Annotated in this window: 25 protein-coding genes; 17 read left to right on the top strand and 8 right to left on the bottom strand. The window is 46.4% G+C overall.

The window, feature by feature from the left end; genetic code table 11:
- Positions 1-142 precede the first annotated feature (142 nt).
- The 4 genes from R7Q47_RS20020 (at position 143) to R7Q47_RS20005 (ending at position 5,009) form a co-directional block, all read left to right on the top strand.
- Positions 143-1,354 (top strand): aspartate aminotransferase family protein, encoded by a 1,212-nt coding sequence (locus tag R7Q47_RS20020; protein WP_005381420.1) that lies wholly within the window; start codon positions 143-145, stop codon positions 1,352-1,354.
- Between the two features lie 109 nt (positions 1,355-1,463).
- Positions 1,464-2,483 (top strand): arginine N-succinyltransferase, encoded by a 1,020-nt coding sequence (gene astA / locus R7Q47_RS20015; protein ID WP_005381422.1) that lies wholly within the window; start codon positions 1,464-1,466, stop codon positions 2,481-2,483.
- Positions 2,484-2,511: 28 nt separating this feature from the next.
- The gene (astD, locus tag R7Q47_RS20010) at positions 2,512-3,969 is read left to right on the top strand and encodes a succinylglutamate-semialdehyde dehydrogenase (RefSeq protein ID WP_151514400.1); all 1,458 of its coding nucleotides are present in this window, start codon (positions 2,512-2,514) and stop codon (positions 3,967-3,969) included.
- 248 nt (positions 3,970-4,217) lie between these two features.
- Entirely contained in the window at positions 4,218-5,009 is a 792-nt protein-coding gene (locus R7Q47_RS20005; protein ID WP_005381426.1) for a DUF1338 domain-containing protein, read from the top strand.
- Between the two features lie 136 nt (positions 5,010-5,145).
- On the opposite strand, the gene crp is transcribed toward R7Q47_RS20005, so the two are convergent.
- The 6 genes from crp to R7Q47_RS19975 form a co-directional block, all read right to left on the bottom strand.
- Positions 5,146-5,778 (bottom strand): cAMP-activated global transcriptional regulator CRP, encoded by a 633-nt coding sequence (gene crp, locus R7Q47_RS20000; RefSeq protein WP_005381432.1) that lies wholly within the window; start codon positions 5,776-5,778, stop codon positions 5,146-5,148.
- A 240-nt stretch (positions 5,779-6,018) separates the two neighbouring features.
- On the bottom strand, positions 6,019-6,888 hold the full coding sequence (locus R7Q47_RS19995; RefSeq protein ID WP_005381434.1) for a phosphoribulokinase: 870 nt from the start codon (positions 6,886-6,888) through the stop codon (positions 6,019-6,021).
- 125 nt (positions 6,889-7,013) lie between these two features.
- Positions 7,014-7,226: a YheU family protein gene (locus R7Q47_RS19990; protein ID WP_005382815.1), complete on the bottom strand. Its 213-nt coding sequence runs from the start codon at positions 7,224-7,226 to the stop codon at positions 7,014-7,016.
- Positions 7,227-7,259: 33 nt separating this feature from the next.
- A complete protein-coding gene (locus R7Q47_RS19985) occupies positions 7,260-8,267 on the bottom strand; it encodes a hydrolase (protein WP_033907159.1) in 1,008 nt (335 codons plus the stop codon).
- Between the two features lie 87 nt (positions 8,268-8,354).
- Positions 8,355-8,843, bottom strand: coding sequence for a TIGR02444 family protein (locus R7Q47_RS19980; RefSeq protein ID WP_033907158.1), 489 nt, complete (start codon positions 8,841-8,843; stop codon positions 8,355-8,357).
- A complete protein-coding gene (locus tag R7Q47_RS19975) occupies positions 8,840-10,759 on the bottom strand; it encodes an ABC transporter ATP-binding protein (protein ID WP_154204988.1) in 1,920 nt (639 codons plus the stop codon). The genes R7Q47_RS19980 and R7Q47_RS19975 overlap by 4 nt, the downstream gene beginning before the upstream one ends.
- Before the next feature lie 209 nt (positions 10,760-10,968).
- Between R7Q47_RS19975 and kefG the strand changes: the two genes are divergently transcribed.
- From kefG to R7Q47_RS19950, 5 genes are all read left to right on the top strand, one after another.
- Positions 10,969-11,562: a glutathione-regulated potassium-efflux system ancillary protein KefG gene (gene kefG / locus R7Q47_RS19970; protein ID WP_054575288.1), complete on the top strand. Its 594-nt coding sequence runs from the start codon at positions 10,969-10,971 to the stop codon at positions 11,560-11,562.
- Positions 11,546-13,342: a glutathione-regulated potassium-efflux system protein KefB gene (gene kefB, locus R7Q47_RS19965; protein ID WP_005382809.1), complete on the top strand. Its 1,797-nt coding sequence runs from the start codon at positions 11,546-11,548 to the stop codon at positions 13,340-13,342. The genes kefG and kefB overlap by 17 nt, the downstream gene beginning before the upstream one ends.
- 33 nt (positions 13,343-13,375) lie before the next feature.
- Complete coding sequence (locus R7Q47_RS19960) at positions 13,376-13,576, top strand: YheV family putative zinc ribbon protein (RefSeq protein ID WP_005381449.1); 201 nt, start codon at positions 13,376-13,378, stop codon at positions 13,574-13,576.
- 92 nt (positions 13,577-13,668) lie between these two features.
- Entirely contained in the window at positions 13,669-14,220 is a 552-nt protein-coding gene (gene slyD, locus R7Q47_RS19955) for a peptidylprolyl isomerase (RefSeq protein WP_005381451.1), read from the top strand.
- A 131-nt stretch (positions 14,221-14,351) separates the two neighbouring features.
- Positions 14,352-15,293, top strand: a complete 942-nt coding sequence (locus R7Q47_RS19950; RefSeq protein ID WP_064377072.1) for an isoaspartyl peptidase/L-asparaginase family protein — start codon at positions 14,352-14,354, stop codon at positions 15,291-15,293.
- An 83-nt stretch (positions 15,294-15,376) separates the two neighbouring features.
- Here the strand turns inward: R7Q47_RS19950 and R7Q47_RS19945 are convergent, their stop codons facing one another.
- Together R7Q47_RS19945 and R7Q47_RS19940 are read right to left on the bottom strand one after the other, a co-directional pair.
- Positions 15,377-15,604 carry a SlyX family protein gene (locus R7Q47_RS19945; RefSeq protein ID WP_005381455.1) on the bottom strand — a complete coding sequence of 76 codons (228 nt, stop codon included), beginning with the start codon at positions 15,602-15,604 and terminating at the stop codon, positions 15,377-15,379.
- Positions 15,601-16,587, bottom strand: a complete 987-nt coding sequence (locus R7Q47_RS19940) for a WD40 repeat domain-containing protein (protein WP_054575287.1) — start codon at positions 16,585-16,587, stop codon at positions 15,601-15,603. Before R7Q47_RS19940 ends, R7Q47_RS19945 begins: the two co-directional genes overlap by 4 nt.
- A 128-nt stretch (positions 16,588-16,715) precedes the next feature.
- Here R7Q47_RS19940 and fkpA point away from each other — a divergent pair, with 128 nt between their 5' ends.
- The 8 genes from fkpA to fusA all read left to right on the top strand — a co-directional run bounded on the left by fkpA (position 16,716) and on the right by fusA (position 22,691).
- The gene (gene fkpA, locus R7Q47_RS19935; protein ID WP_017821751.1) at positions 16,716-17,498 is read left to right on the top strand and encodes an FKBP-type peptidyl-prolyl cis-trans isomerase; all 783 of its coding nucleotides are present in this window, start codon (positions 16,716-16,718) and stop codon (positions 17,496-17,498) included.
- 143 nt (positions 17,499-17,641) lie between these two features.
- Positions 17,642-18,364 (top strand): transcriptional regulator, encoded by a 723-nt coding sequence (locus R7Q47_RS19930; protein ID WP_005382804.1) that lies wholly within the window; start codon positions 17,642-17,644, stop codon positions 18,362-18,364.
- The gene (gene tusD / locus R7Q47_RS19925; protein ID WP_017821752.1) at positions 18,361-18,756 is read left to right on the top strand and encodes a sulfurtransferase complex subunit TusD; all 396 of its coding nucleotides are present in this window, start codon (positions 18,361-18,363) and stop codon (positions 18,754-18,756) included. Before R7Q47_RS19930 ends, tusD begins: the two co-directional genes overlap by 4 nt.
- On the top strand, positions 18,753-19,109 hold the full coding sequence (gene tusC / locus R7Q47_RS19920) for a sulfurtransferase complex subunit TusC (RefSeq protein ID WP_005382801.1): 357 nt from the start codon (positions 18,753-18,755) through the stop codon (positions 19,107-19,109). Before tusD ends, tusC begins: the two co-directional genes overlap by 4 nt.
- A 7-nt stretch (positions 19,110-19,116) precedes the next feature.
- Positions 19,117-19,392 carry a sulfurtransferase complex subunit TusB gene (tusB, locus tag R7Q47_RS19915; RefSeq protein ID WP_005382799.1) on the top strand — a complete coding sequence of 92 codons (276 nt, stop codon included), beginning with the start codon at positions 19,117-19,119 and terminating at the stop codon, positions 19,390-19,392.
- A gap of 177 nt (positions 19,393-19,569) precedes the next feature.
- Positions 19,570-19,944, top strand: coding sequence for a 30S ribosomal protein S12 (gene rpsL / locus R7Q47_RS19910; RefSeq protein ID WP_004399892.1), 375 nt, complete (start codon positions 19,570-19,572; stop codon positions 19,942-19,944).
- Positions 19,945-20,045: 101 nt separating this feature from the next.
- Complete coding sequence (gene rpsG / locus R7Q47_RS19905; RefSeq protein WP_005382796.1) at positions 20,046-20,516, top strand: 30S ribosomal protein S7; 471 nt, start codon at positions 20,046-20,048, stop codon at positions 20,514-20,516.
- 75 nt (positions 20,517-20,591) lie between these two features.
- Positions 20,592-22,691: an elongation factor G gene (gene fusA / locus R7Q47_RS19900; protein WP_005382794.1), complete on the top strand. Its 2,100-nt coding sequence runs from the start codon at positions 20,592-20,594 to the stop codon at positions 22,689-22,691.
- Positions 22,692-22,922 lie beyond the last annotated feature (231 nt).

Genomic DNA, 22,922 nt, shown 5'->3' with positions numbered 1-22,922 from the left:
AAGAATAAATCACTATTGAAATGGTTAATTAAATGTAAATACAATGCCGCAATAGCTTAAATGCAAAACATTATTTGCTGGCAAAGAGAGCCGGTTAAATTCGCTTATCTGCTACGCATGCGGTATCAAGAAGGAATGTGCAATGACAACGGAAATTAAAGTAGAGCGCGGTTTATTCGATGAGGTAATGGTACCTTGCTATAACCCGATGGAAATGATCCCTGTTAAAGGTGAAGGTTCACGTGTTTGGGATCAGGAAGGTAATGAATACATCGACTTTGCTGGTGGTATTGCAGTGAGCTGTCTTGGCCATTGTCATCCAGTAATGGTAAACGCACTAACAGAGCAAGCTAACAAGCTTTGGCACTTAAGTAACGTTATGACGAACGAACCAGCCCTTCGTCTGGCGAAAAAGCTAACAGAAGTGAGTTTTGCTGAGCGTGTGTTCTTTGCTAACTCTGGCGCAGAAGCAAACGAAGCCGCTTTGAAGCTGGCACGTCGTTATGCAGCAGACGTTCATGGCACTGAGAAATCTGAAATCATTGCATTCAAACAAGGTTTCCACGGTCGTACATTCTTTACCGTAACGGTTGGTGGCCAAGCGGCATACTCTGACGGCTTCGGTCCTAAGCCAGGCGACGTGACACACCTTCCTTACAACGATATCGAAGCTTTACAAGCACACATGTCTGATCGTACTTGTGCGGTCATGATGGAGCCACTACAAGGTGAAGGCGGCATCGTGCCACCAACGCCTGAGTTCGCTCAAGCGGTTCGCGAGCTGTGTGACAAACACAACGCCTTACTGATCTTCGATGAAGTGCAAACTGGTAATGGCCGAACAGGTAACTTCTACGCTTACCAAGGTTTAGGTATCACGCCAGATATTCTAAGTACTGCGAAATCACTTGGTGGCGGTTTCCCAATCGGTGCAATGCTAACGACAGCAAAATTGGCAGAGCACATGAAAGTGGGCACTCACGGTTCTACATATGGCGGTAACCCACTAGCGTGTGCGGTTGCAGAAGCGGTTGTAAATGAAGTCACTAAGCCAGAGGTTTTGGCTGGTGTACTAGAACGCGAAGCAATGTTCCGTGAAGGTCTAGAGAAGATCAACGCGAAGTACAACATCTTCTCAGAAGTGCGCGGTCAAGGCCTATTACTTGGCGCTGCACTAAATGAAGAATGGCAAGGCCGTGCGCGTGACGTGCTGGTTGCTGCAGGTAAACAAGGTCTCATGGTATTGGTTGCGGGTGCCAATGTCGTACGTTTCACACCATCACTCGTTATCACACAACAAGAAATTGAAGAAGGCTTGGCGAAACTGGATAAAGCGATCGCGACTTTAGTTTAAGCGCGATATCAGTTTAAACGTCAACGCAGACACCCCCGTCAAGGATCTCTGATGGGGGAATTGTTCCTACAATATAGTTAGGATCTTCTTGCATCTGGAGGGAGTATTGATGCTAGTAGTTCGCCCTATCGCGATGTCGGATTACGACGCACTGCACACTTGTGCGGTGGAGTCTGGTCACGGATTTACATCTCTACCGGTTAACGAAGAACTGTTAACCAATCGAATCAAACATTCAGAGTACAGCTTTGGTAAGCCAGATGTGGCAGAACCAGGCGATGAAGGCTACCTGATGGTTGGCTTTGACTCTGAAACGGGTGAGGTTGCGGGTACCACCGGAATCGAAGCATCTATCGGCTGGGATGTCCCATTTTACTCATATCACATTAGTAAAGTTGTGCACTCGTCGCCAAAGCTTGGCGTTAACAACGTCGTTAAACTGCTTACTTTTGGTAATAACTACACTGGTAACAGCGAAATTTGTACCTTGTTCTTGCGTGAGAAATTCCGCCAAGGTCTGAATGGTCGTCTAATGTCGAAGTGTCGTTTCCTAATGATGGCAGAGCACCCAGAGCGCTTCTCTGAAACGATCTTTGCGGAGATGCGTGGCGTTTCAGACGACGAGGGTAATTCACCATTCTGGCAATGGCTTCAAGAGCATTTCTTCTCTATCGATTTCACTCTTGCAGATTACCTGACAGGTATCGGCAAGAAAGGCTTTATCGCCGACTTGATGCCGAAACTGCCTATTTACATCAACCTGCTCAGCCCAGAAGCGCAAGCCGTGATTGGTCAAGTACATGACAACACGCGTCCAGCGCTGAAGCTGCTTGAGCGTGAAGGTTTTACCAACCGAGGCTACGTCGACATCTTCGATGGTGGCCCAACGGTTGAGTGTGATCTGCGTAATATTGAGTCGGTACGTCATTCATTCCGCGCGCAAGTCAAAATCTCTGAACATTCCAGCACACAAGACTTCTTGATGTGTAATTCATCTTTCGAGAACTTCCGTGCGACAGTCACTAAGGCGGCGTATGACGCAGAGACACAGAGCGTAATGATCGCACCAGACGTTGCGGATGCACTTTCGGTTGAAGAAGGGGATTTCGTTCGCCTTCTTCCGCAGTAACAGACGACAGAATTTAAGGATAGAAACAATGACACATTGGATTGCAGGTGAATGGGTACAAGGTCAGGGTGAAGCATTTACGTCTCTGTCGCCGTACAACCAAGAAGTGATCTGGCAAGGCAAAGGTGCAACGGCAGAGCAGGTGAACCAGGCGGTATCTGCAGCGCGTGAAGCGTTTATTGACTGGAAAAAGCGTCCATTTTCAGAGCGTGAGGCAATCGTGTTGGCTTTTGCGGAGAAAGTAAAAGAGAACAGCGAAAAAATCGCCGAAGTGATTGCCAAAGAAACTGGTAAGCCGATTTGGGAAACGCGCACTGAAGCAGCAGCCATGGCAGGTAAAATTGCCATTTCGATTCGCGCTTATCATGACCGTACTGGTGAGGCGAGCCGTGAAGCAGCAGGCAACCAAATCGTATTGCGCCACCGCCCATTGGGCGTGATGGCGGTGTTTGGTCCTTACAACTTCCCAGGCCACCTACCAAATGGTCACATTGTGCCAGCGCTACTGGCTGGTAACACGGTAGTCTTCAAACCGTCTGAGCAAACGCCATGGACGGGTGAATTGGCAATGAAGCTATGGGAAGAAGCCGGTCTACCGAAAGGCGTGATTAACCTTGTTCAAGGCGCGAAAGAAACTGGTATCGCGCTCTCTGACGCAAAAGGCATCGATGGCGTACTGTTTACGGGTAGCGCAAATACGGGGCATGTATTACACCGTCAATTTGCGGGTCAACCGGGCAAGATGCTCGCACTAGAAATGGGTGGTAATAACCCGATGGTGATCTCTGATAAATATGGTGATTTGGATGCCACGGTTTATACCATCATCCAGTCAGCGTTTATCAGTGCTGGGCAGCGTTGTACGTGTGCTCGTCGTTTGTATGTGCCATTGGGTGAAAAAGGCGATGCGCTTATCACCAAGCTCGTTGAAGCGACACGCAATATTCGCGTAGACCAACCATTTGCAGAACCTGCGCCATTTATGGGACCGCAAATTTCGGTCGCGGCAGCCAAGTTTATTCTTGATGCACAAGCTAATCTACAGTCTCTTGGCGGTGAAAGCTTGATTGAAGCGAAAGCAGGAGAGGCGGCGTTTGTTTCTCCTGGCATCATTGATGTAACGAACATTGCTGAGTTACCAGATGAAGAATACTTCGGCCCACTTCTGCAAGTGGTGCGTTACGAAGGGTTAGACAAAGCCGTGGCGCTAGCAAACGATACGCGCTTTGGCTTATCTGCTGGTTTGGTCTCAACCGACGACCAAGAATGGGAATACTTCGTTGACCACATTCGTGCAGGTATCGTGAACCGTAACCGCCAGCTCACTGGTGCAAGCGGTGATGCGCCATTTGGTGGTCCGGGGGCGTCGGGTAACTTGCGCCCAAGCGCTTACTACGCAGCAGATTACTGTGCGTACCCAATGGCATCAATGGAAGGTCAAGAGACTGTCTTGCCTGCAACATTGAGTCCAGGTGTAGCGCTATAAGTTTTAATAATAGAGTCGCAACTATGCATTGCGGCTCACCTTGCCGGCGCATCATTTAGGTATGGGTTGTAGTGATCGTTGGCAGAACACGAAAAGTGAGCAAAGACTCGGAAAAGCGTGTTGACTGACTGGCATTTACCGTCACAGGTTGATGGTTGCTCGTTCATTATTCTGGACAACTTTTGTTGTGAACGAGCAGCCAACTTCCGCTTACCTTTAAACTCTACATCTCGTAACAAGGAGTCGTTATGACGCCCGATGTGTTATTTGAATCGCTATGGCAAGATTACATTCAACGTCTTTGCCCTTCGGCTGCTAAAGTGCATCAGCTGCTTCAAGAAGATGAGCCTCTGATTAATGATCATATAGCTTTACGTACCTTCAATATCGCGCCTCTTGGTATTGAAACTCTAGCTAAGCCATTTGTAGCTATTGGTTACAAGGCGTGTGGTGATTACGTTTTCGAAAGCAAAAAGCTGGTTGCTAAGCACTATGAGCACCCAGATCCGAAGCAACCTAAAGTATTTATTAGTGAGCTAAAAGTTGAAGAGTGCTCGTCTGAGCTACAAGAGATTGTGAAAAATTTGGTGGCACAAGTCGATGCTGACAAGCTGAACGATAGCGCATTCTTACATGGTGGACGCTTGTGGGATTTAAGCTTTGCTGATTACCAAACGTTGGCTAAAGAAAGTGAGTACGCATCTTGGCTTGCGGCGCATGGTTACGGAGCAAACCACTTCACGGTGAGCGTTAACCAGCTCAATGAATATGAAGAAGTGAAGCAGGTAAACGATCATCTGCGTACCGCTGGGTTTACCATTAATGAAAATGGTGGTGAAGTGAAGGGCACTCCTGAGGTGTTGCTAGAGCAGTCATCGACCATGGCAGATAAAGTAGCGGTTCGTTTTAGCGAAGGCACTGAAATTATCCCTGGCGGGTTTTATGAATTTGCTAAGCGCTATCCGATGGAAAATGGTGATTTGTACCCAGGTTTCGTGGCCGCTTCAGCTGACAAAATCTTTGAAAGTACGAATGGCTAAGTTTTAGGGTTAACCTGTTAAGCTTACTCATTAGTGTTCGCTGCACCCTATCTCATTTGGTCATGAGTAAATAAAAAGCCACCAATGTTGCCATTGGTGGCTTTTATAGTTTTGTTCGTGTCACTCTAGTTCGAGATTAACGAGTACCGTAAACCACGATGGTTTTACCGTGAGCAGAGATTAGGTTCTGCTCTTCTAGCATCTTCAAGATACGACCTACTGTCTCACGAGAACAGCCAACAATTTGACCGATTTCTTGACGAGTGATCTTGATTTGCATGCCGTCTGGGTGAGTCATTGCGTCTGGTTGTTTTGCAAGGTTCAGAAGCGTCTGAGCGATACGACCAGTTACGTCTAGGAACGCCAGGTCACCCACTTTTTGGCTAGTTACTTGAAGACGACGAGCCATCTGCGCAGAAAGACGCATTAGGATGTCTGGGTTTACTTGGATAAGCTGACGGAACTTCTTGAAAGAAATTTCAGCAACTTCACAAGGAGATTTAGCACGAACCCAAGCTGTGCGCTCTTGGTCTTCCTCGAATAGACCAAGTTCACCAATAAAGTCTCCTTGGTTTAGGTAAGAAAGGATCATCTCCTTACCTTCTTCGTCTTTGATAAGAACCGCAACAGAACCTTTAACGATGTAGTACAAAGTTTCTGCCTTTTCGCCCGCGTGAATTAGCGTGCTCTTTGAAGGGTACTTATGAATATGACAGTGTGAAAGAAACCACTCTAATGTTGGGTCGGTTTGAGGTTTACCTAGAACCATAATATCTCACTTCCTCTGCAGGGTACGCTTGCGCTATCCATATTTTAGCTAAGCCTGAATTAGGCCTACTAGAATAAGAGCACTTTTTATATGCTGCAAGCTCTCTTGTGTTTCGGTAAGAAATAGTATCCTTTTTCGAAAACGATTTCTTGATTTTAATCGTGCCATGATTGAGATTTTGTAAGCAAAACTGTGCACATGATCACGGTATGAAAAGTAAACATCTTCGCAGGCAGGTTTTTAGCCAATTTTCCCTGTTTCGATGAGCTGTTGTAGGATAGGCCGAACTATGAGCTCCATTGCAAAGCTCATCTTACCGCCGGGTACGACAATCGTGTTGTGGCGTGACATGAATGAGCCATCAATCATGGCCAGCAGATATGGGAAGTCGACATTCTTGATACCGCGTAGGCGAATCACCACAAAACTCTCATCCAAACTAGGGATGCCTTTTGCATTAAGTGGGTTGGAAGTATCAACGGTCGGTACGCGCTGGAAGTTGATGTGAGTACGAGAAAACTGCGGAGTGATATAGTTGAGGTAATCGTCCATGGATCGCACGATTGAGTCCATTACCGCTTCACGCGAATGGCCGCGATCGCGAGTGTCACGTACGAATTTTTGGATCCACTCTAAGTTCACAATCGGCACCATGCCAATTAAGAAATCCACATGTTGAGCAACATTAACATCGCCATCGACCACGCCACCATGTAACCCTTCATAAAACAGCACGTCGCTGTTTTCGGGTAAGTCTTGCCACGGTGTAAACGTGCCTGGCATTTGATTGTAGGGAACCGCTTCGTCAAACGTGTGCAGATAACGGCGCACGCTGCCAGTGCCGTCATGCCCGAACTTACGGAAAAACTCTTCTAATCCCGGGAAGTCATTAGCTTGTGGGCCAAAGTAGCTAATGTGTCGACCTTGCTCGCGGGCTTTGCGAATTTCGATGTCCATTTCTGGGCGAGTAAAGCGATGGAAGCTATCGCCTTCAACCCATGCGGGTTTAACGTTCATCATATTGAACATTTTACGGAAGGCTTCAGATGTAGTGGTCGTGCCGGCACCGGACGAACCAGTAACCGCAATAATTGGGTGTTTAGCTGACATGACAAACCTTGTCGAAAATTACTTACCTGTAATGTGCAGTAGAGTTACTACTGCACGGTCGATATCCCACTATAGCACGTAACAATACCTTGTCATCGAGTGGGATACGGTAAAATGTGAAGGGTCTAAAATTTTGTTTTATGCTGAATATCGACGGTTTCGTGTAGCTCAGAGAACACGATAACCGCTTCACCTTTTTCCAATTGAGCTTTAACTTGATCAATTTTGTCTTGCAAAGAAACCTCGACGGTTCCGTAATCCGTTCCTTCGCGTAAGACGAATTCACGAATTAAGTTTTCCAATGTTTCCGGCGCAATGTCTTGCCATGGAATGATCATAAATACCTCTAACTTTTATGATGAGCGGCTAGTTTACTGCGTTCGTTGCTTGGATACAGCAGAAAGGTAATCTGCGGCGATACTTTCGTAATACGCAGGCAGCGCTTCCTCCAACCAAAACTTAGGTTTTAACGCCGTTCCTGTCAGGAAGCCAACATGGCCACCGTGTTCAAAGAGACGGTAATCAATGTTATCTGGCAGAACAAACTTCGGGATCACATCGTCGGTCATGAACGGATCGTCTTTGGCGTGAATGATCAGTGTCGGTAGCGTGATCTGTTGTAATTTACTTAAGCCAGAACATTGATCGTAATAATCTTGTGCGTCTTTAAAACCGTGCAGTGGTGCCGTGATCAAATCATCGAATTCATACAGCCGTGTGACACGTTTTATTGAGTTGTAGGACAGCGCAAGCTCACCATGCAGTAGATGATGCTTTTGTAACGCGTTACGTTTCAGTGAAGAAAGCAGGTAACGGCGATACACTTTTGAAAAGCCTTGTTCTATACGGTTCGCACACGCCGCTAGGTCTAAAGGCGCTGAGATAATAGTCGCTGCATTCAAAATAGGGTGGTCTTTATATTGGGCTAAATAATTCGCCAACATGTTACCGCCAAGAGAAATACCAACTGCAACTTTGGGATTATCAGGAAAACGTTGTTCAAGGTGCTCTAGGAAGTAACGAGCATCCGTCACTTCTCCCGAGTGATAAGCTCGTGCTTTTTTGTTTGGTTTACCGCTGCAGCCACGAAAATGCATCATCACCGACAGCCATCCAGATTGAGCAAATGCATTCATTAGCCCATTGGCATAAGGGCTATAGAAGCACCCCTCTAACCCATGAAATAAAACAAAAATCGGCTTTTTTTGTGCAGGCTCTTGGGTTGGGTCCTCGCTCCACGCGAGATCGAGAAAGTCGCCATCGGATGTATCGAGGGTTTGCCAAATCGGCGTAAATAACGCTTTTTTGCGAATAAAACGCGGCAAAAGCGTTTGGAGATGCGGGTTTTTGATCCCGGCGGCTGCGAAAAATTGTGTCATACCTAACTGCTCTTATGCGGTCCTTCGGTGTCCGTTGAAGAACTTATTAATATAATCCTTTATAAAGATTATAGGTATTCTACAGATTTATGGGCGTTTTGGTGGTTGAATGTTTGGCACCGGAATAGCAAAGGCTTGCTGCAAATGCTCCCCACCGAGTTGACGACAGTATCTCAACGTCAGTGGGTCACCATCATTTTTGAGTAGTGCAAGTGAGTTAATGCAGTCCACCAAATCCGCTTGTTGCTGCTTTTCTAGTTGCAGCTCAAACTGCAAGGTCTCACGATACAAAGCGTCATTGACTTGAGACTTAAGGTGGCGACGAAGGTCGCGAAAGGAGTGAAGTAAAGTTTCGCTCCTACCTAGACAGTCTTGCACCAAGGGCCAGTCTTTTTCTTGGAAAATGAGTTGCTGCTCATCGAGCCATCTGAGCAGCAGGAGTAGGTTCACGTTACCGTGGTAGTTGTTCTGTAATGATAAACACGCCTCTTTCACTTCTCGCACACCATAAAATTGCAGACTAAACTGCCAAAGGTGTTCTAGGGTGAGTGTGTATTCAGCGTGTTGATTACTCATTGATTAAACTCTAGCTCCATCTGCTCCAACGTTTCTTGAGCAGACATCCATTCCATTTCAATTTCTTCGAGCTCAGCTTTACTGGAAGCTTGAAGTGCCAGCACTTGGTTAAGTTTAGCTTTATTTTCGGCCGCATACAGTGAGTTGTCCGCCAATTGTTCTTCAGCTTCGGCCAGTGCAGCACCTAACTTATCCATTTTATTTTCTAGTTGTGTCAGCGTTTTGCGAATTGGCGCTGTCTGTTTTCGAAACTCTGCATCGCGACGTTTTTGCTCTTTCTTCGCAGCTGCGCTGTTGGCCGTATCTTTGCTTGGCTGCGCAGCCTGCGCTTCTTTGCGTTCCGCTCTTTGTTGTTCGGTTAACCATTTATAATAGTCATTTAAATCACCGTCGAACGGAGCAACTTGTCGATCATGCACTAAATACAAGTCATCGGTCGTAGCGCGCAGTAAATAGCGGTCGTGCGAAACAATCACCATCGCACCTTCGAATGTTTGCAGTGCCATCGTAAGTGCTTGGCGCATGTCCAAGTCTAAGTGGTTGGTCGGTTCATCAAGTAGCAACAGGTTTGGCTTTTGCCACACAATTAAAGCCAATACCAAACGGGCTTTTTCGCCACCAGAAAACGGCGCAACTTTTTCTAGTGCTTTGTCACCTTGGAAGCCAAAGCTACCTAGGTAATCACGTAGCTGCTGTTCGGTTTGATCGGGTGCGATTTGCATCATGTGTTGCAGCGGCGTTTCTTCAGGATGAAGTGTTTCTAACTGGTGCTGAGCGAAGTAACCAATTTTCACGCCTTGTGAGTAAGTTAGGTCACCACCTTGCGCGTTAAGTTCACCAGAGAGCAGCTTGATTAAGGTCGATTTACCCGCACCATTACGGCCGAGTAGACCAATACGACTGCCAGGAACCAAGTTCAAGCGGATCTTCTCTAAGATCAGGTTGTCACCGTAACCTGCAGATACTTCATCCATCATCATGATTGGGTTTGGCAGCGCAGCTGGCTCACGGAATTGGAAGCTAAATGGGTTATCGAATTGAGCTGGCAGTGCTTTTTCCATGCGCTCCAAAGCTTTGATACGGCTTTGGGCTTGGCGTGCTTTTGATGCTTTGTAACGGAAGCGGTCGATGTAGCTTTGCATGTGCGACATCTGCTTCTGTTGCTTTTCAAACATCGCTTGTTGCAACACCATCTTTTGTGCGCGTTGGTTTTCGAATGACGAGTAGTTACCCGTGTATTCGTTCAGCTGCTGATTCTCGATGTGAATGATGCGACCAACGATCGGATCCAAGAAGTCACGGTCGTGCGAGATCAGAATCAGCGTGCCAGGGTAGTTTTGTAGCCAGCGTTCAAGCCACATCACTGCATCTAAGTCCAAGTGGTTGGTTGGCTCATCGAGCAGTAATAAGTCAGAACGACACAACAGTGCCTGAGCTAAGTTTAAGCGCATACGCCAGCCACCAGAGAACTGGGTCAAACTCCAACTCATTTGCTCTTGGCTGAAACCTAAACCATCGAGCAGTTCTGCCGCGCGAGCGCGAATGCTGTAACCACCAATGGTTTCAATTTTACCGTGTATCTCGGCAACTAGGGTTCCGTTGTCTTGTGTTTCTGCTTCAGCTAACTGCTTTTCGAGAGCGCGGTACTCGCGATCACCATCAATGACGTATTCCAGTGCAGTGCGCTCTAGCGCAGGCGTTTCCTGTGCGACCCAGGCCAACTCCCAGTGTTGAGGTTGGCTAAATGAGCCAGCATCAATTGACAGTTCATCTTTCAGTAGGGCAAACAGCGTTGATTTACCGCAGCCGTTTTTGCCCACAAGACCGACTTTATCGCCAGGGTGAATAGTCGCAGAAGCTTGGTCTAAAAGAGGTTTACCGCCACGCAGTAACTGAATATCAGAGAAGGTAATCATAAAGTTTTCATTCACTTTGCGCAGTGCGCGTTGCTTGGTTACATAGCGAAGTGGTTTCAATCGTTTTTAAAGCCACTTGGGTATATATCTAGCGGTGAATAGTAGGGGTATTGGCCGGAAAAGTCGATTGATTCGCTTTAATTGCATTATGCTGTACAAAAAAGTATAACAATTTGATAACGGATAAAAATAACCACAAGGACGACCATTTGGCTGTTGCACCGTCTATTCTCCCAAAAGTTCTGGTCATTTATGCTCATCCAGAGCCACATAACTCGATTGCCAATCAAGTGATGATAAAAAAAGCTCAGTCGCTTGATCACGTCACTGTGCACGATCTTTACGGTGTTTACCCCGATTTCTTTATTGATGTGAATTACGAACATGAGTTGTTGCTCGCTCACGATGTGATTGTATTTCACCACCCACTTTATATGTATTCATGTCCAGCCCTATTAAAAGAGTGGCTAGACCGAGTGTTAGGTAAAGGTTTTGCGTTTGGCGGAGGTGCGGCGCTAGAAGGAAAATACTGGCGCAGTGTCATTACAACAGGTGGTAAAGAAGAAGCCTTCAGCGCGAAGGGGTACAACAAATACCCACTTGAGCAAATCTTGCAACCGTTTGAACTGACGGCAGCCCTATGCCAAATGCACTGGATTGAACCTCTGGTGTTGTATTGGTCAAGAAATGTTTCGGATATTGAACGCTACGAACATGCCGAGTTATACCGTGGATGGCTGAGTAACCCACTTGAAAACTGGCAAGCGGCAGAGCGAGGAGGTCTGTATGGCGATCACCAGTGAGTTTCTTCAAAGCAGTGTGGTCTTTCTTTCGGCTGCGGTTATTGCGGTGCCGATTGCTCAGCGCCTTGGGCTTGGCTCGGTTTTAGGTTATTTACTCGCTGGTGTGTTGATTGGCCCATGGGGGCTTGGCTTAATTAGCGACGTTGATGCCATTTTGCATTTTGCCGAGCTTGGGGTTGTGTTGTTACTGTTTTTGATAGGGCTGGAATTAAACCCTAAAAAATTGTGGCAGATGCGAGGGCCGATTTTAGGTTTAGGCGGTGCGCAGGTTGTGGTCACGACCGCCGTGATTGGTAGTGTCGTCAGTATGTTTGGCGTAAGCATGCAAGTGAGTTTGGTGATCGGGATGGGGTTGGCGCTGTCCTCGACGGCGATTGCGCTTAAAGTCATTGAAGAGCAAGGGCTTAATGGTACCGAAACGGGGCAATCTGGTTTTGCGGTGCTGCTCTTTCAAGATATTGCAGTGATCCCGATGCTGGCGATGTTGCCCTTGCTAGCAGGCGGGCATAGTGGTGGAAGTTGGTTGGATGTCTTCACTATTTTAGGCAGTGTGGTAGCACTGTTGATTGGAGGTCACTTTTTACTACGTCCGCTATTTCGTTTTGTCGTGATGAGCGGCGTTCGTGAGCTCTTTACCGTAGCTGCACTTTTAGTCGTGCTTGGCATTTCGGTCGTGATGCAAAAGCTCGGCCTTTCGATGGCATTGGGGACTTTTTTAGCAGGCGTTTTGCTGGCAGAGAGTGAGTATCGCCATGAGCTGGAAATCGCGATCGAGCCATTTAAAGGTCTGTTGTTGGGGTTATTCTTTATTGCGGTGGGCATGGCGGTAAACTTGGGGTTATTGGCATTACACCCTTTAGAGATTCTCGGTGCGGTGGTGGCTTTGGTCGTGGTTAAGGGTTTGGTTTTGTATGCATTGGCGAGAGCTGCTCGTGTCGGAGCCAAAGCGAGAAGCCGTATGGCTGCAATTTTGAGCCAAGGCGGTGAGTTTGCCTTTGTCATATTTACCGCGGCGAGCCAAGAGGGCATTTTGTCCAAAGAGCAAGTGGCGTTTCTGTTGGTGGTGGTCAGTCTATCCATGGTGACGACTCCTCTTTTGCTGATGGGACAAAAGAAGTGGTTTGCTCATACCCTGAATCAAGAAGAAGAGGGCATGACCACGAAAGTCGTGGATCGCCGACCACGCGTTATCATTGCAGGCTTTGGACGTTTCGGTCAGATCGTCGGACGTTTAATGTATGCCAATAAAATCAAAGTGACAGTATTAGAAAGTGATGCCAGCCAAATCCACCTATTACGTAAGTATGGTTACAAAGTGTTTTATGGCGATGCGACACAAATTGACCTATTGAGGGCTGCTGGCGCTGATAAAGCGGAAGCATTGGTTATTTGTACTGATTCACCTGATGAGGTGATGGCCATCGTGGACATTTGTCGCGTGCACTTCCCGAAACTTAAGTTGTTAGCCCGAGCAAGAAGCCGTGTCGAGGCTTACCAGTTAATGAGTCATGGTGTAGAGAATTACTCTCGTGAAACATTTTTAGGGGCGCTAGATCTCGGTCGCCAAGCGCTCGTAGAACTGGGTATGCATCCTTATCAAGCAAAGCGGGCAGAAGCACATTTTCGCAAGTTGGATAATGCTATGCTTAAGGACTTATTGCCTCAACACAATGAAGATAAGAAATTAGCTCAAAGGGCGAAAGAGGCACGCAAAGAGCTAGAAGAAATATTTGGTCGTGAAATGGAGAGCGACCATCAGTCACCTAATCATTGGAAGTAGTACTTGAGCCAAGACTCAAGCTAAGGAAATAGCGTGAAAATCAAGAAACGTTTTATTGCCGGCGCTAGCTGCCCAAATTGCAGCCAGCAAGATACCCTGCGCTGGTGGATTGAAAATAACATCGAATTAGTTGAGTGTGTCGAGTGTGAGTTTACAGAGCAGCGTAAACCACAATCTGTAGAGAAAAATAAACACTCAGATCAGGAAATGATCGGAATTTTTAAGCCGGAATAATTGAACTTCGATAATTGATCCCCATAATACACCCAGATATCTCAGTACTTAACCCCATTCAGGTTAAGTCAATTAATCTCCCTGGAGTTAGTATGAAAATTGAAAAGAACGTTGTTGCAAGCCTTGCATACAAAGTAATGATGGAAGACGGTGTCGTTGTTGATCAATCAACAGCAGAAGCACCTCTAGATTACCTTCACGGTCACAACAACCTAATCACAGGTCTTGAAAAAGAACTTGAAGGTAAAGTGGCTGGCGACAAGTTCTCAGTAACGGTAGCTCCTGAAGAAGCTTACGGTGAGCACAACGATGCGCTAGTACAGCGCGTTCCTGCGGACGTGTTCCAAGGCGTTGAGCAAATCGAAGTGGGCATGCGCTTCCTAGCTGACACTGACCAAGGTCCAATCCCTGTTGAAGTAACAGAAGTTGACGGCAACGAAGTGGTTGTTGACGGTAACCATATGTTAGCTGGTCAAACACTAACTTTCGAAGTAGAAGTTATGTCTACACGTGAAGCAACAGCAGAAGAGATCGAACACGGTCACATCCACCAAGGTGGTGGCTGTTGTGGTGGTCACGATCATGACCACGATCACGAAGAAGAAGGCGGCTGCTGTGGCGGCGGTAGCTGTGGTTCTCACTAATCATAAGCTCCTTCACTAGATAATCTTATCTAGCAAAGCTTTGAAAAGCGCAAGTTGAGTTTTCAACTTGCGCTTTTTGTTTATCTAAGGTGTAGTGCCAACCATACAAGGAATAACAGTTGGACAAAGTGATGACGAAACCTTTCTCGATTGCCATTCATGGTGGTGCGGGCACCATCTTGCGTGAACAGATGAGCGATGAGCTGCAACAATCCATCTTGGCGGATTTAGAAGCTGCGGTAAAAGCGGGACATCAAATTCTAGACACGGGCGGTGAAGCCTTAGATGCCGTCGTAGCGGCAGTGAAAGTATTGGAAGACTCTCCTAACTTTAATGCGGGTAAAGGCTCAGTGCTGACCAACAACGAAATGGTTGAAATGGACGCTTCTGTGATGGATGGGCGAAACCTTGCAGCAGGTGCGGTCGCTGGGGTTCGTCATATCAGAAACCCAATTGAACTCGCTCGTGACGTGATGCGAAACAGCAATCATGTGTTGTTGGTGGGTGAGGGCGCAGAGACGTTTGCTTTTGAGCAAGGCCATGAGTATACCGAGCAAGATTACTTCTTTACTGATCGCCGATATGAGCAGTTGCTGTCTATGCGTGAGAAAGGACTATTTGCTTTGTCGGAATCTCGTTACCCAGATGACCGTAAGCACGGTACGGTTGGTGCGGTGGCATTGGACCAACAAGGCAACTTAGCCGCTGCCACCAGTACGGGTGGCGTGACGAATAAGAAATACAACCGAGTCGGAGATTCGGCTCTGATTGGTTGTGGTACGGTGGCCGAAAATGGCGTTGTGGCAGTTTCCACTACGGGTGTCGGTGAGTTCTTTATTCGTAAACGTGTTGCGGAAGACGTTGCAGCACGTATGCGTTACTTACAAGAAGATATTCATACGGCTTGTGAACACATTATCCAAGGTGATCTCAAACAGATGGGCGGAGAGGGCGGTTTGATTGCCATTGATGCTAAAGGTGAGATGCACTTTGCGATGAACAGTTCTGGCATGTACCGAGCAGGCATTAATACGCAAGGCGAGCTGAGCGTTAAAATCTACGCCGACGAATAGCTTCCTCTTGAGTACCTTCTTAAGTAATTAATACAACAAAGCCCAGAACATGTTCTGGGCTTTATGCTATTTGAGCCTGCATTTTAATAATGCGGTGGTGGGGTTTCTTCTGACGGATCGGCTAAATTCGACGAGTCCATATTTTTTACTTTACCTACCACATATTTCATCTGATCGAGCATCTTGGTAATTTGCAGTTGTTGCTGCGATAAAGCGCCGTTCAGATCTTCAATAGTCTGTTCTTGGAACGCAAGCTGACATTCTAAGTCATTAATGCGTGCTTCCAATTGCTGAATGATTTTTTCTGTCATGATCCGTTCTCTAACTGCCAAGCTTGGGCAATACCTGCTGAAGTAGCAGTAATTACGCGTTGTTTTGAATCAAAGGCTGCATCATACACGACCGCACGGGGAGGGCGAGTGTCTTTTTTGGGCTCCACTTCAAATCCACTCATTCGTTTTCCGGTTTGAGTATCCCATATCGACACACGGCCAGAAGGGCTTCCTGTGACTAGTTGAGTCCCGTCGTCAGAAAATCGTGCGGTAGAGAAAATTAATTGGCGTGACCAACTGCTCAACTGTGTGACTTCTTGTCCAGTTTTTAAATCCCAAACAATCGCTTGGTTTCCGCCATCAGATGTCATTGCTAATTTTCCATCTCTTTGCAGGGCCACGCGAACAATTCGTTGTTCATGTTCGAAGATTCGTAGTACTTGTCCGGTTTCGGTGTCCCACAGATACGCTTTATAGTCATTACCTCCGGTTAGGGCGAAGCGCCCATTAGGAGAAATGGCCACGGAATTGACTTTTTCACGATGTGCAAGGAACTCCATGCGACGCCCGGTGACTAAGTTGACATAAATTGCTTTACCGTTGGATAACCCAAGCAGAACTTGTTCACCATTACTGGTGATATCAACGTCGCGAATGAGCGCATCAGAGATAGACCAAAGGCCTTCGGATTGCGTCCAGCCTAGGTCCCAAACTGCGAAGTTCATTTGGCTTGCTGTAATTGCGTAGCGACCATTGTCAGATATGCGGATATGGGAAACCACATTGGCATCGGCATCGAGTTCACCCAGGTTGGCTAGTTGTTCATTTTGCTCTAGGTCCCACAACATCAAATGACGTTGTTGAGAATAGAGCAGAGCAAACCGTCCATCTCTGCTAAGTGCGAAGCTCGTCGCACCTTGAGGTTCTATCGGCCAACGCTGCACTTCACGCTCGGCGAAAAAGCAACCATTTAACGTGGTGATGACAATTAAATATAGGAATAAATGAAAAATTCTTTGCATCACATCTAATAATCCGGTTTGTGTCTTAAGACATATAGCTAGTATATTGGTATAACGATTGTCTTCACTAGTCTCATAGAAGATTTGTGCACAACAACCAATGGCAGAGCCATTATTGGGAGAATTTAATGAAATCAGTTTTAAAAGTGTCGCTACTTGCTGCAACAGTTATGCTAGCGGTAGGTTGTCAGAAAGAAGAAACTAAAACAGAAACCGCACCTCAAGCAGAACAAGTTCAAGCAGAAACCGGTAAAGCGGTTCACTTTAAAACCGACGACGACAAAGCGGCATACGCAATCGGTGTTTCATTTGCTAACTACCTAAGCACAAGCATCGACAAGCCAAGCGAAATCGGCATTAATCTTAACAAAGATTTGGTACTAAAAGGTATCGAAGACGTCTTCAAAGGCAATGCTGAATTGAATGAAGAAGAAACACGTGCAGCACTAGAATCTCTAGACAAGCGTGTTGCAGAAAAGATGCAAGCACAAGCGGCTGAGAAAGCAGCTGAAGCGAAAAAAGCTGGCGATGATTTCCGTGCTGAGTTTGAGAAGCAAGAAGGCGTAGTGAAGACAGATACAGGTCTTCTATACCAAGTAATGACACCAGCTGAAGGTGAGAAGCCAAAAGACACTGATACGGTTCAAGTACACTACAAAGGTACTCTGATCGACGGTACTCAGTTCGACAGCTCATACGATCGTGGTGAACCTGCAACGTTCCCACTTAACCGTGTAATCCCAGGTTGGACAGAGGGTGTTCAGCTAATGCCTGTGGGTTCTAAATTCAAATTCGTTATCCCGCCAGAGCTAGCATACGGTGACCAAGACACACCAAGCATTCCTGCTAACTCAACGCTAGTATTTGAAGTTGAGCTGCTAAAAGTTGAGAACGACAACGCAGAGCAATAACAATAAGCTGCGATAAGTTATTGAAAAAGGTCCGTTTAACGGGCCTTTTTTGTTCTAGGTCACTAGTTGGTGAGTTTGCTAGGTTGCTTTTCAAATTTTCTGATAAACTTACACCAATTTGTTGATTTTTCGCTCGAAGGCTTATGACAACTACAGAAACAATAAACGCGGAGATGTTGCTCGAAATGGAATCCGTTAACGTGATGCCGTTTACCGAGCACGACAAAATCATTTTAAGATCTTATGAGGCGGTCGTGGATGGTATCGCCAGCCTGATAGGTCCATTTTGTGAAATCGTTCTTCACTCTCTAGAAGACTTAAATACCTCTGCAATTAAAATCGCTAACGGTGAAAACACGGGGCGCCAAGTCGGCTCACCAATCACCGATTTAGCGCTTAAGATGCTAAAAGACATCGAAGGCTCGGAGCGCAACTTCTCACGTTCGTACTTTACCCGTGCAAAAGGTGGCGTGTTGATGAAGTCGATTACTGTCGCCATTCGTAATGGCGAAAATCGCGTGATTGGTTTGTTGTGTATCAACGTCAACTTGGATGCGCCTTTCTCGCAAGTCCTTCAGTCTTTCATGCCGACGCAAGAAGCGAAAGAAGCGGCTTCCTCGGTCAACTTTGCTAGTGACGTAGAAGAGCTGGTGGACCAAACTGTTGAACGCACCATCGAAGAGATCAATGCGGATAAATCCGTGTCTAACAACACCAAAAATCGCCAGATCGTGATGGAGTTGTACGACAAAGGTATCTTCGATATTAAAGATGCCATCAACCGTGTCGCGGATCGCCTTAATATTTCAAAACACACCGTTTACTTGTACATTCGTCAACGTAAAACCGAGGATGATGAAAGGTGAGCAAACTGACTTACACGTTAGTGGTGAATGGTCCCGTTTATGGCAGCCAGTCAGCGCGCAGTGCTTATCAGTTCGCCAAAGCGGTGATAGAGCAAGGCCATCAGCTAGTGAGCGTCTTCTTTTATCAAGATGGTGTGACTAATGGTACTGCTTTGAGTGTGCCAGCTAACGATGAATTTGATCTCAATAAGGCGTGGCAGTCTTTGGCTAAAGAGCATGGTGTTCGCCTAGAAACTTGTGTCGCGGCCGCTTTGCGTCGCGGGATTGTAAGTGAAGAAGAAGCGAATCAACATGGTTTGGTTCAGAACAATCTAGCCGATGGTTTTGAACAAGCAGGCTTAGGTAGCCTAGCTGAAGCGATGTTAACCCAAGACAGAGTGGTACAGTTTTGAGTCAGTTAACTTATCTATTTCGTAGTGCGCCACATGGCAGTGCAGCTGGTCGTGAAGGTGTGGATGCACTGTTAGCCGCGTCGGCTTACTGTGAAGATATCAGCGTCATTTTCATGGGTGACGGGGTATACCAGCTTCTACTCGGACAAGACCCCAACAATATTTTGAGTAAAGATTACGCGCCGATGTTAAAGCTTTTCGATTTATACGACATCGAACAAGTCTTTGTGTGTTCAGAGTCGTTAACCCAGCGAGGTTTGGCGCAAGCGGATTTAGTCATTGAAGCCCAAGCGTTAAGCTCAGAACAGCTCAAAGATAAGTTACAACACGCTGGCAAGCTACTGTCTTTTTGAGGAAGGTATGTTACACATCATAAAAACAGTCTCTGCTCTAGAAGACGCCATGCCCTTATGCAGTGAACAGGATGACATCTTACTTATAGAAGATGCAGTGTACGCTGCTAACTCGCAACATAAAGCATTTTCCCATCTAAAAAACCGCAGCGTATTTGTGTTAGAGAGCGATGCGCAAGCTCGCGGTATTGCAAATCGTATCAGTCCATCGCTGACGATTGTGAATTACTCAGGCTTCGTTGAACTAACAGCAAAACAGGATAAATCCCTAACTTGGGATTGAACAAGATTTGCTGTCGACAAAGCTTTACGGATGAATTGTTCTAATTGAACAAAAAAGATCCGTATATTTCTTGACACACCTCTCACTGCTGCATAGAATTTTGCGTCCCTAACTGCATTGGCAGTTGGGGATAGATTTTTCACAAAGCTTACTTTCAAGTAAATCAGGAGCTAGTTAATGGCAACTATTAACCAGTTGGTACGTAAGCCACGTGCAAAGCAAGTTGTTAAAAGCAACGTGCCTGCACTAGAAGCGTGCCCACAAAAACGTGGTGTATGTACTCGTGTTTACACTACTACACCTAAAAAACCTAACTCAGCACTTCGTAAAGTTTGTCGTGTACGTCTGACAAACGGCTTCGAAGTTACATCGTACATCGGCGGTGAAGGTCACAACCTTCAAGAGCACTCAGTTGTTCTAATCCGTGGTGGTCGTGTTAAAGACCTTCCAGGTGTGCGTTACCACACTGTTCGCGGCGCACTAGACTGTGCTGGCGTAAATGACCGTAAACAAGGTCGTTCTAAGTACGGTGTGAAGCGTCCTAAGTCTTAATGGATTCCGTTAAGTAAGGCCAAACACTAAATTATTTTTAATTTTTTGAAAAAACTGAAAAGTTTTGGATAAAACCTGAAGAAGACAACGGAGATAAATCCATGCCACGTCGTCGCGTCATTGGTCAGCGTAAGATCCTTCCAGATCCAAAATTCAAATCTGAATTGCTGGCAAAATTCGTTAACATCCTAATGGTTGACGGTAAAAAATCTACTGCAGAGAAAATCGTTTACACTGCACTAGATGCTATGGCTGAAAAGTCTGGTAAAGACCACTTAGCTATTTTTGAAGAAGCTCTTGAAAACGTTCGCCCAGCGGTAGAGGTTAAATCTCGCCGTGTTGGTGGTTCAACTTACCAAGTACCTGTAGAAGTACGTCCGGTTCGCCGTAACGCACTTGCTATGCGTTGGTTGGTTGAAGCTGCGCGCAAGCGTGGTGAAAAATCTATGGCTCAACGCCTAGCTGCTGAAATGCTAGACGCGTCTGAGAACAAAGGTACTGCGGTTAAGAAACGTGAAGACGTTCACCGCATGGCTGACGCAAACAAAGCGTTCGCTCATTACCGTTGGTAATACCTTCTGTGCTGCGAGGTTCTCTCGCAGCACTTTTCTATACTCTAAGGTACACCTTAGTAAGAGGATACAATCGTGGCTCGTAAAACTCCTATTGAGCTATACCGTAATATCGGTATCTGTGCTCACGTAGATGCAGGAAAAACAACCACAACTGAGCGTATTCTGTTCTACACTGGCCTTTCTCACAAAATCGGCGAAGTTCACGATGGTGCAGCAACCATGGACTGGATGGAGCAGGAGCAGGAGCGTGGTATCACTATCACATCCGCTGCGACTACTACATTCTGGCGTGGTATGGAAGCACAGTTCCCTGAGCATCGCGTAAACATCATTGATACCCCTGGACACGTTGACTTTACTATCGAAGTAGAGCGTTCTCTTCGTGTACTTGATGGTGCTGTGGTTGTGTTCTGTGGCTCATCTGGTGTTGAACCTCAGTCTGAAACTGTATGGCGTCAAGCAGACAAATACCACGTTCCACGTTTGGTATTTGTAAACAAGATGGACCGTGCGGGCGCAGACTTCCTACGCGTTGTGAACCAAATTAAGAATCGTCTTGGTGCGACTCCTGTTCCAATCCAGCTGAACGTTGGTGCGGAAGATGAGTTCAGAGGTGTCATCGACCTTATCAAGATGAAAATGATCAACTGGAATGATGCCGATCAAGGCACTTCGTTTACTTACGAAGACATCCCAGCTGACATGATTGAACTTGCTGAAGAGTGGCGCAACCACATGGTTGAATCCGCTGCTGAAGCTAGCGAAGAGCTGATGGACAAGTACCTTGAAGAAGGTGAATTGACTGAAGCTGAGCTCAAACAAGCTCTACGTACTCGCACACTAAATAACGAAATCGTACTGGCTACTTGTGGTAGTGCGTTTAAGAACAAAGGTGTTCAAGCGGTACTGGATGCAGTAGTTGAGTTCTTGCCATCGCCTGTTGACGTACCTGCAATTAAAGGTGTCGACGAAAGAGAAAATGAAGTTGAGCGTCATGCTGACGACAACGAACCTTTCTCAGCGCTAGCGTTTAAGATTGCGACTGACCCATTCGTGGGCACGCTAACTTTCATGCGTGTTTACTCCGGTGTTGTAAACTCGGGTGACGCTGTTTACAACTCAGTAAAAGAGAAGAAAGAGCGTTTCGGTCGTATCGTTCAGATGCATGCGAATAAGCGTGAAGAAGTGAAAGAAGTTCGCGCTGGTGATATTGCAGCTGCTATCGGTCTGAAAGACGTAACAACAGGTGACACACTGTGTGATCAGAACCACAAAGTGATTCTAGAACGCATGGAGTTCCCTGAACCAGTTATTCAGATTGCTGTAGAGCCTCGTTCTAAGGCAGACCAAGAGAAAATGGCTATCGCGCTAGGTAAACTAGCTGCGGAAGATCCATCATTCCGCGTGGAAACGGACGACGAATCAGGTCAGACTCTGATCTCAGGTATGGGTGAACTTCACCTAGACATTATCGTTGATCGTATGAAGCGTGAATTCAGCGTTGATTGTAACGTTGGTAAACCTCAGGTTGCTTACCGTGAAACCATTCGTGGTAAAGCGGAAGTTGAAGGTAAGTTTGTTCGTCAATCAGGTGGTCGTGGTCAATACGGTCATGTTTGGGTCAAACTTGAGCCTTCTGAGCCTGGTGAAGGTTTCGTATTCGTAGACGAAATCGTGGGCGGTGTGATTCCTAAGGAATACATCAGCTCGGTATCGAAAGGTATCGAAGAGCAAATGAATAGTGGTGTTCTAGCGGGTTACCCTGTACTAGATATTAAAGCTACACTATTTGATGGTTCTTACCACGATGTAGACTCAAGCGAGATGGCGTTTAAGATCGCTGGCTCGATGGCATTCAAGAAAGGTGCACTAGAAGCACAACCTGTGATTCTAGAACCTATGATGAATGTCGAAGTAACCACTCCGGAAGACTGGATGGGTGACGTTGTTGGTGACCTAAACCGTCGTCGCGGTATCATTGAAGGCATGGACGAAGGTGTGGCTGGTCTTAAGATCATCCGTGCTCAAGTACCACTATCCGAAATGTTCGGTTACGCAACTGATCTACGTTCTGCAACTCAAGGCCGTGCGTCTTACTCTATGGAGTTTCACGAGTACGCTGAAGTGCCGAAAAACTTCGCAGATAAAATTATTGCAGAGCGTGGTTACTAATTGACGATTGAACTGCAAAAAGTTTACGACTTTTTGCGAGATCAGGGCGTCCAAATATTGCGCTAACGGGCGTTGGCGCATAAAATAACAATTTCTGGCGCGTCGTCGATCAATAATGATCACGACGAATCATAACTAGGAAGGAACACGATCGTGTCTAAAGAAAAATTTGAACGTACGAAACCGCACGTTAACGTTGGTACTATCGGCCACGTTGACCACGGTAAAACA

The organism is Vibrio sp. Vb0349 (assembly GCF_033338975.1).
The sequence above is the reverse complement of the archived record's forward strand: the minus strand, read 5'-3'. Positions and strand labels throughout refer to the sequence as shown.

Excerpts from the sequence above, each read along its gene's own strand:
- R7Q47_RS20020 (WP_005381420.1), top strand. The coding sequence starts at position 143 with ATGACAACGGAAATTAAAGTAGAGCGCGGTTTATTCGATGAGGTAATG.
- astA (WP_005381422.1), top strand. The coding sequence starts at position 1,464 with ATGCTAGTAGTTCGCCCTATCGCGATGTCGGATTACGACGCACTGCAC.
- astD (WP_151514400.1), top strand. The coding sequence starts at position 2,512 with ATGACACATTGGATTGCAGGTGAATGGGTACAAGGTCAGGGTGAAGCA.
- R7Q47_RS20005 (WP_005381426.1), top strand. The coding sequence starts at position 4,218 with ATGACGCCCGATGTGTTATTTGAATCGCTATGGCAAGATTACATTCAA.
- crp (WP_005381432.1), bottom strand. The coding sequence starts at position 5,778 with ATGGTTCTAGGTAAACCTCAAACCGACCCAACATTAGAGTGGTTTCTT.
- R7Q47_RS19995 (WP_005381434.1), bottom strand. The coding sequence starts at position 6,888 with ATGTCAGCTAAACACCCAATTATTGCGGTTACTGGTTCGTCCGGTGCC.
- R7Q47_RS19990 (WP_005382815.1), bottom strand. The coding sequence starts at position 7,226 with ATGATCATTCCATGGCAAGACATTGCGCCGGAAACATTGGAAAACTTA.
- R7Q47_RS19985 (WP_033907159.1), bottom strand. The coding sequence starts at position 8,267 with ATGACACAATTTTTCGCAGCCGCCGGGATCAAAAACCCGCATCTCCAA.
- R7Q47_RS19980 (WP_033907158.1), bottom strand. The coding sequence starts at position 8,843 with ATGAGTAATCAACACGCTGAATACACACTCACCCTAGAACACCTTTGG.
- R7Q47_RS19975 (WP_154204988.1), bottom strand. The coding sequence starts at position 10,759 with ATGATTACCTTCTCTGATATTCAGTTACTGCGTGGCGGTAAACCTCTT.
- kefB (WP_005382809.1), top strand. The coding sequence starts at position 11,546 with ATGGCGATCACCAGTGAGTTTCTTCAAAGCAGTGTGGTCTTTCTTTCG.
- slyD (WP_005381451.1), top strand. The coding sequence starts at position 13,669 with ATGAAAATTGAAAAGAACGTTGTTGCAAGCCTTGCATACAAAGTAATG.
- R7Q47_RS19950 (WP_064377072.1), top strand. The coding sequence starts at position 14,352 with ATGACGAAACCTTTCTCGATTGCCATTCATGGTGGTGCGGGCACCATC.
- R7Q47_RS19945 (WP_005381455.1), bottom strand. The coding sequence starts at position 15,604 with ATGACAGAAAAAATCATTCAGCAATTGGAAGCACGCATTAATGACTTA.
- R7Q47_RS19940 (WP_054575287.1), bottom strand. The coding sequence starts at position 16,587 with ATGCAAAGAATTTTTCATTTATTCCTATATTTAATTGTCATCACCACG.
- fkpA (WP_017821751.1), top strand. The coding sequence starts at position 16,716 with ATGAAATCAGTTTTAAAAGTGTCGCTACTTGCTGCAACAGTTATGCTA.
- R7Q47_RS19930 (WP_005382804.1), top strand. The coding sequence starts at position 17,642 with ATGACAACTACAGAAACAATAAACGCGGAGATGTTGCTCGAAATGGAA.
- tusB (WP_005382799.1), top strand. The coding sequence starts at position 19,117 with ATGTTACACATCATAAAAACAGTCTCTGCTCTAGAAGACGCCATGCCC.
- rpsL (WP_004399892.1), top strand. The coding sequence starts at position 19,570 with ATGGCAACTATTAACCAGTTGGTACGTAAGCCACGTGCAAAGCAAGTT.
- rpsG (WP_005382796.1), top strand. The coding sequence starts at position 20,046 with ATGCCACGTCGTCGCGTCATTGGTCAGCGTAAGATCCTTCCAGATCCA.